This window comes from Nostoc cf. edaphicum LEGE 07299, from assembly GCF_015207245.1.
Lineage (GTDB): Bacteria > Cyanobacteriota > Cyanobacteriia > Cyanobacteriales > Nostocaceae > Nostoc > Nostoc edaphicum_B.
Map to the genome: position 1 here is coordinate 1 of NZ_JADEXF010000139.1, position 7495 is coordinate 7495.

Consider the following 7495-nt stretch of genomic DNA (forward strand, 5'->3'; position numbering starts at 1 on the left):
AAATAGACCACTTGTAGAGACGCGATTCATCGCGTCTTTACGCAAGGATGTGTTGCAATTATTAATTGAATTGGTATAAGCAAAAATTGATGTAGAGATGTTGTATTCCAACATCTCCACAGATGTATTATTTAGTTTGCAGCAGCACTTACTAAACCATTGTGCCTGAGCAAAGCGATCGTGCTTGGTTCACGACCCCGGAAAGTTTTAAACACCTCCATTGGATGCTTGCTACCACCGAGTGCTAGCACCGTATCCCGATAACGCCGACCTGTAGCTTTTATAGCTTCCTCATTGTCTAGCCCAGCTTCTTCAAAAGCAGCAAAAGCATCAGCACTAAGGACTTCAGCCCATTTATAACTGTAGTAACCTGCTGCGTAACCACCCTCAAAAATGTGCCCAAAAGAACACAATATTGAATCTTCTGGAAGTGGTGGTAAAACAGTAGTAGTCTTAGCTATGCGATGACGCACATCTGCTGGAGTTTCATTGCTACCGGAACGATAGCGGTAGTGTAGTTCTAAATCAACACTGCTAAGGTGAATTTGCCGTAACATACCAGTACCACTCATATAATTACGCGCCGCTAGCAGCTTTTGATAATAATGCTCTGGTAGGGCTTCTCCAGTTTCGTAATGTTTAGCCATGCCAAACAAAGTGGGTCGCTCATAACACCAGTTTTCCATAAACTGACTTGGTAGTTCCACTGCATCCCATTCCACATTATTGATGCCTGCGGCCCCAGCATAGTCAACCTTGGTGAGCATGTGATGCAATCCATGACCAAACTCGTGGAACAAAGTCTCTACTTCATAGAAAGTCATCAAACTCGGCTTGCCATCTACAGGGGGAGTTTGGTTACATATCAAATAAGCCACAGGCAACCGGATGGCAGTTGCACCATTTTCAGTTTTGGCACGATTGATGCATACATCCATCCAAGCACCACCGCGTTTTTCTGCTGGACGGCTATAGGGGTCTAAGTAGAAATAAGCGATGGGAGAACCAGTTTCATCAGCTATTTGGAAATAACGGACATCTTCATGCCATATTGGGGCTTGACCATCAGCAGGGGTTACTGTAACACCAAACAGCCGCTTAACAAGTCCAAACAAGCCATCTAGCACTTGGGGAAGGGGAAAATAGGGACGCAATTCTTCAGCTGTAAAGGCAAATTTTGCTTCTCGTTGGCGTTCTGCCCAAAAGCTGATGTCCCAATGTTTTAAATCTTGATATTCTTCTCCATAAGATGCAGCAAAAGCTTGGAGTTCTTTTAAGTCTTTGACAGCAGCATCATAACTGGCCTGGCGTAGTTCTTCTAATAGTGCTTCGACTGCCTCAACATTAGGAGCCATTTTACTTGCAAGACTCAACTCGGCAAAACTCTTAAAGCCAAGTATATCTGCGAGTTCTTGCCGTAACTCCAAAATACGCACAATTAACGGATTATTATCTAAATCGCCACTAGAAGCGCGAGTGATATGGGCTTTGTAGAGCTTTTCACGCAAATCTCGGCGGGTACTGTGCTGCATGAAAGGGCCGTAGCTGGGGAAGTCTAAAGTAATGCGCCAAGGACCATTTTCTGGTGTGGCGTTCTCTTCTCCTGCTGCTCGTGCAGCTTGAGCGGCTAAACTCACCAAACTTGGTGGTAAACCGTCAATTTCCGCTTTTGTTGTCAGGGTTAAGCTAAAGGCTTTCGTGGCATCAAGTACATGGTTAGAGAATTTAGTAGAAAGTTCTGCCAACTCCATCTGAATGGCGTTGAAACGGTCTCTTGCCTCTCCTTTTAAGCCAACACCAGAAAGTTCTGCATCTCGAATGGCGGCTTCTACAATACGCTGTTGGGCTAATTCTAAAGTTGCCCAACTATCACTGCTACGGAGTGTCTTAAAAGCATTGTAGATGGGTTGGCTTTGACCGAGTTTGTTGATAAATTGTACGACTAGTGGCTGTACGATTTCATGAGCTTCGCGCAGTTCCGGGCTATTCTTAACACCCATTAAATGATTTACCACCCCCCAACTCCAGGTAAGCAGTTCCGTCAGCTTTTCTAAGGGTTCTACTAAACCACTCCAAGTCGGCTGTACATTAGCCTCTAAGGTGGCAAGTTGCTGGTCAAGTTCTGCTAGCAACTGATTGAAGGCTGGTACAACTCGTTCTGGTTTAATCTCTGTAAATGGAGGTAAACCAGTGCCTTGGAGTAAGGGATTATCGGAAATAATGGTACTTGCACTCATGATTTTGTGTGAACTGCGAACGAAAAAAAATCATTGTTGATTTTTATTTATATATCTTCTAATGTAACGATCGCTGTGCTATTTAGTATTGCCATTGTGGCAAAAAGGTAAAAAAAACTATAATTCCTCACAAAAGTATCCTGATATGACTATTTTGTTTGGTATTTGAACAATATTGTCGGGGACTGGGAACTGAGCAGGAAATCCTCCCCTCAGCTCCCTTTGTTTACTCGGCAGTTTTAGAAATGTTAGGGAAAATCTCTAAGATAATATAAATGCACCCATCCTCTTAATCAGGTGGCTAATTATGACTAGCCTCTTACCCAATTCTCAATCAACAGAAGTTTTTTATCCAAGCTCGGATGGTGAACCTTTGGCAGAAAGTTATGCTCATCTATGTGCTTTACTGGCAACTTTAGAAGTATTGAGGCAATATTTGCTGGATCGGCAAGCAACGGTTTTGAGTAACCAGTTTCTCTATTATGCTCAGGGTTTTCCGAGGTTACGGGTAGCTCCTGATGTAATGGTGATTTTTAATGTCACTCCTGGAGGACGGGATAATTACAAGATATGGGAAGAGGGACAAGTGCCTGTAGTAATCTTTGAAATGACCTCCGAGGGTACTAAAAACCAGGACACGGGTTTCAAGAAGACGCTCTATGAACAGTTAGGGGTACTCGAATACTGGTTATTTGATCCCAAGGGAGAGTGGATTAAGGAGAAATTGCAAGGGTATCGACTGCGAGGTGAGGTGTATGAGCCAATTACAGATAGTCGATGTGAACCTTTGCAACTGCGCTTGCAAATAGAGGGACAACTGATTGGTTTTTATCGAGAAGACACTGGAGAAAAGTTGCTGATTCCAGAGGAGTTGGCAGAGGCGCTGAAACAGGAAAGATTGGTGAGGGAACAAGCCCAAGAACAAGCAAGACAAGCAGAGTCGCAGGTGGAAAGGTTGAAGGAACAACTGCGATCGCTTGGCGTTGACCCTGATACTATCTAGCTATACATTATACTGCGATCGCATTTGGTGGGTGCTTCGTACTATCGCCAAAAGACGCGATCGTGTATTATGTCAAACAGGTAACTCCTCCGTCAGCATAGGCATTACCTTGAAAGCGCAGTTTCAACCGAAGAATTCCACATTTTCAAGGCGTGGAAGCGTACAAATCAACTGACCATCAGCGAGCTTCCTTACAAACCGCAAAGGAAGGCTCTATATTTCTATATTTATGATATTATTTGGCAACTCATCTTTTTACTCGTAAAATCGAAGACAAGATCAAGGTCAGTAGAAAAGAGTCCCTAAATTAATGAATACGTTAATCAGTCAGGGTGGAAGAGCTATCACTAAATTTCAGATGGTAGACCGGATAAACGATATAGCTTGGCAAGCTCACCAAGGCAGCGTTGCGGCGATTATTCAGCTATTGAATGAAAAGCTAGCCCAGTCTTGTGTCAGAACTAGAGCCATTTTTTCTGATGGTGTCTTACAAATTCTGTGTGAGGCAGCTAAAGTAGAGCAACTTGAGCAATCTCCCCTGGTAGAACAAATCCAGCAAATTCTTGAGTCTATTGCCCCGCGTCACATTCGCCGCGTCAAGATCAACAGTCGGATTGTTCGAGAACAACAATTGCTGTGGTTAAAAGAAATAGATAGCGATCGCGAAAATCAATTGCTTTGGTCACAGGAAATTACATTAATTCAGCCAAATATTGTAAAGCAATTAATTAAAGATTTCACAGAAGCTCAAGCTGAACTAGGAAAACCAAATTATCCTAAAACTCAAGTTTCTCGTCCTTTAGTACTGATTAACAAAGAAAAATACCAAAATAAACCTAAAACAAAGATATTAGCAGCAGCTGGTTTATGCTCGCTGTTGTTGCTTAGTTGGGTTGTTTATGCCCAGCTAGGTAATAAACTGAAAAACCTAATACAGCCAGAAACTTCCAAATCTTTAACTACAGAAAATACTAACGATAGGAAAGCCCAAACACCATCTCGCTCTCCTAACAATAGCTTTTCTGAGCCATCTGACGATCCATTTCAAGTATCTGTGCGAATTGCCAACCAAGCTTCTGCATCTGGAAAAACAGCTACAACCTCAACTCAGTGGTTAGAGATTGCTGCTAAGTGGCAACGGGCTTCAGATTTAATGAGTACAGTACCACAAACCCACAGCCGTTATCAAGAAGCCAAGATTCGTACTCAACTTTATAAAAAATACAGTGAAGCGGCACAGAAAGAATCAGGTAAGAGCAAATCTTAATTTTTCCTGATTGGAAGACTTCAATTAGTGATTAGTATTCCAGCAGTAGTCAATGGATTATTTACTTTACCTATCACGCTTCATCCAAGCGCGTAAAACTAATTTCAATGGCTAACGCTTTTCTTGGGGAATAGGAGCAAATTCCCCACTTGATAATATTAGTTATACCACCGAATAGGCGTGCAAGGGTTTTAGATAACACATATTTAATTTTTGAATATGTCTATAAAAAATCGACCTTATTGTGGTGAATAAAGTCGATTTAATCAGGCGGATTCATTTGTGGGGCCAATCCAAAATCCAAAATCCAAAATCCAAAATGTGTATGTCCCCTAACTCAAGAGTTCTCCTGTTTCTTGCAGGGAGTGCAAGCGGCGGTAAATACCCTCGTGACGCAAGAGTTCATCGTGGCTACCCACTTCTACAATCTTTCCTTGCTCTAGAACGACAATTTTATCAGCTTCCCGGACTGTGCTTAAACGGTGGGCAATCACAATGGTGGTACAAGTGCCCTGAATTGATCGCATCGCTAGCTGAATTGAACGCTCAGACTCATAATCTAAACTAGAGGTAGCTTCGTCAAAAACCAGCACGTCTGGTTCCACTAACAACGCCCTAGCAATTCCCAAGCGTTGTCTTTGTCCTCCAGATAACCTGACACCTCGTTCTCCCACGACAGTGTAATAACCTTTGGGTAAGTGCTGCACTACTTCATCGACTCTGGCAATTCTACAGGCTTCCTGAACCTGCTCGAAAGTGGCATTTGGTCTACCGTAGGTGAGGTTATCCAATATAGTACCGTTGAAAACGTCTACTTCTTGGTGAACGATCGCTAATCTCCGTCTATACTTACCCACATCCAAAGTGCGAATATCTTGACCATCAATCAGAATTTGACCTGCTTGAGGTTCAAAATATCGCAACAGCAATTTCACTAAAGTAGACTTACCAGAACCGGAACGCCCCACTAATGCGACTGTTTGGTATGGCTCAATCAACAAGTTAATATCTTGCAAAACTTGACGGTTGGCATCATATCCAAAACTGATATGAGATAACTCAACTTTTCCAGTAAATTTATAAGGTGATTCTGTCTGGTTACTCTCTTGTAAAAGACTGGCTGAATCGGATGCAGTTGGCTCTTGGAGAAATTCGTGAAACCGCAGCATGGAAGAATAACGACGGGCAAAAACTTCTGCCAAGCTACTAATAGGTTCTAATTCGGCATAAGCCATGCTAGAAAGAGTTAAGGTCATGACAAAGTGACCGAGAGAAATTCTCCCATTTACTGTTGCTGCTAAAGTCAAACCCAGAATTGTAAATACACAAAACTGAATTACGGTTCTTTGCCAAGTACCCAATATTGTATAACCTTTGTGGATGCGGTAATCAAGCACCGTTAGTTCGCGATCCAAACGTTGATTTTGCCGTTTCAGTTCCCTAGCTTCTGTAGCAAATGCTTTTACCGTTTTGATATTGGTGATTAATTCGGAAGTGCGGCTTTCGGTGTCCTCTCCATACTTATCCAGACTAGTTTCGTACCTAATTAGCTGTTGTAAACTCCTCAAGCTGAAGCTGAGAATAATTACAAAAGAAATGAGATATAAAATTGCAATTCGCCACTCAATGAACAAGATAAACACAAAAATTCCCAGCACACGAGCCAGTTTAGGAATCAACTGTCCGGCAACTTCAGGGTAACTAAAAGTATGATTAGAAATACCTCTAGCTACTCTGCCGGCAATACGTCCAGGGTTATTTTCATCATAAAATTCTAGTGGTAGAGTAAGAACTTTGGCGATCGCTGTTTCGTTTTTTTCTCGACGCGATCTGAAGGCTATATCCCAATGAAACCAATTGGTTAACCAGGGTTGTGTTGGCGCTCTCACTACGGTGACAACGAAAATTAAACCCAGTAATACACCCAAAGATAGAGTTTTGTTAACTGGGTAATTGGTGATGTCCGAAAAAGTTGCGATCGCACTTTGAATTGGTTTGTCCAAAGGTTGAGCAGACAAAACGTTTAAAATCTGCCCGATCGCATAAGGAACAACCAAATCAATAATTTCGTAAACGCTAGATGCTGTGATACTGAAAACACTCAGCTTCCAGTAAGAGCGAAAGTAATTGACAATATCTTGAAATTTGGCCATGATGCACACCGTCCAAGAGCGCGATCGTAAACTTGGAATTTATATACTACAAATGTATTACAAAGTAGTCAAGAGCTAGATGACAAATCACTCTTTGGGAGTAGTTGATAGTTCTTGAGGGAAAAATTCGAGGCGATAGCGGTAGAGAGCAACTGGTTGAGAACCCGCTTTAAAGTAATCTGGATCTTGGGGAGAAAGATAGACAGCAGTAACTTGATCTGCTTCAATCGCCGGATTAGATGTTGAAACTTTATGATAAGCCGTAGTCGATTCTACAGAATTTAAATAGGGGCGTGAGCCACCTTTAAATAGTTGTTGAAACACTTCTGTGGTGATGAACTTGCCATTAGGGGTAGTTTCTGTAGCACGTGCAGTCACAATAGAAACTAGTTGGCGACTGCTACGCAAGAACGTAATTTGACGATTAGGCGAATCTGGATCTACTTTGACTAATAACACTGCTTCATCCCCTAAATAAGCCCTTGCTAAATTCAAGCTATTAAATGCTCTATCCGCTACTAGAATTGGGGATTTAGAACCTATCTGAGGAAGTATTTTTAACCCAGAAATAGATGGTTGCTCTTTCACAAATCTTACTACAAAACTCACAGGTTGATTTAATTGTCGGCGATTACCTTCAAACCCTGGTGTTACAATCTCTGGCGCTAAAGGCGCAGCTAAATCTACTAATGTACTTGTAACTTTCCAAGTACCAGCCATCCATTCAGGGTAAACCAAATCACCCGAAGCCGGTTGCACTGAAGTTAGTTTTTCCCATTGGGGAAAATTTGCTAACCTTTTAGACAACTCTCCTGCAAAAGCTTCACCACCCCAC

At 42.1% G+C, this 7495-nt stretch carries 5 protein-coding genes; 2 read left to right on the forward strand and 3 right to left on the reverse strand.

Going from position 1 to position 7495, the window contains the following annotated elements; translation table 11 throughout:
* Nucleotides 1-131: 131 nt before the first annotated feature.
* The gene (locus IQ229_RS06105; RefSeq protein ID WP_194042167.1) at nucleotides 132-2237 is read right to left on the reverse strand and encodes a M3 family metallopeptidase; all 2106 of its coding nucleotides are present in this window, start codon (nucleotides 2235-2237) and stop codon (nucleotides 132-134) included.
* Nucleotides 2238-2544: 307 nt separating this feature from the next.
* Here IQ229_RS06105 and IQ229_RS06110 point away from each other — a divergent pair, with 307 nt between their 5' ends.
* Together IQ229_RS06110 and IQ229_RS06115 are read left to right on the forward strand one after the other, a co-directional pair.
* The gene (locus IQ229_RS06110; RefSeq protein WP_194042169.1) at nucleotides 2545-3240 is read left to right on the forward strand and encodes a Uma2 family endonuclease; all 696 of its coding nucleotides are present in this window, start codon (nucleotides 2545-2547) and stop codon (nucleotides 3238-3240) included.
* Nucleotides 3241-3550: 310 nt separating this feature from the next.
* Nucleotides 3551-4507 (forward strand): hypothetical protein, encoded by a 957-nt coding sequence (locus tag IQ229_RS06115; protein WP_228013219.1) that lies wholly within the window; start codon nucleotides 3551-3553, stop codon nucleotides 4505-4507.
* 332 nt (nucleotides 4508-4839) lie between these two features.
* Here IQ229_RS06115 and IQ229_RS06120 read toward each other — a convergent pair whose 3' ends face one another.
* Both IQ229_RS06120 and IQ229_RS06125 read right to left on the reverse strand, forming a co-directional pair.
* Complete coding sequence (locus tag IQ229_RS06120; RefSeq protein WP_194042171.1) at nucleotides 4840-6660, reverse strand: ABC transporter ATP-binding protein; 1821 nt, start codon at nucleotides 6658-6660, stop codon at nucleotides 4840-4842.
* An 87-nt stretch (nucleotides 6661-6747) separates the two neighbouring features.
* A partial coding sequence (locus IQ229_RS06125) for a DUF6816 family protein (RefSeq protein WP_194042173.1) occupies nucleotides 6748-7495 on the reverse strand: 748 nt, incomplete at its 5' end.

Excerpts from the sequence above, each read along its gene's own strand:
- IQ229_RS06120 (WP_194042171.1), bottom strand. The coding sequence starts at position 6,660 with ATGGCCAAATTTCAAGATATTGTCAATTACTTTCGCTCTTACTGGAAG.
- IQ229_RS06110 (WP_194042169.1), top strand. The coding sequence starts at position 2,545 with ATGACTAGCCTCTTACCCAATTCTCAATCAACAGAAGTTTTTTATCCA.
- IQ229_RS06115 (WP_228013219.1), top strand. The coding sequence starts at position 3,551 with ATGAATACGTTAATCAGTCAGGGTGGAAGAGCTATCACTAAATTTCAG.
- IQ229_RS06105 (WP_194042167.1), bottom strand. The coding sequence starts at position 2,237 with ATGAGTGCAAGTACCATTATTTCCGATAATCCCTTACTCCAAGGCACT.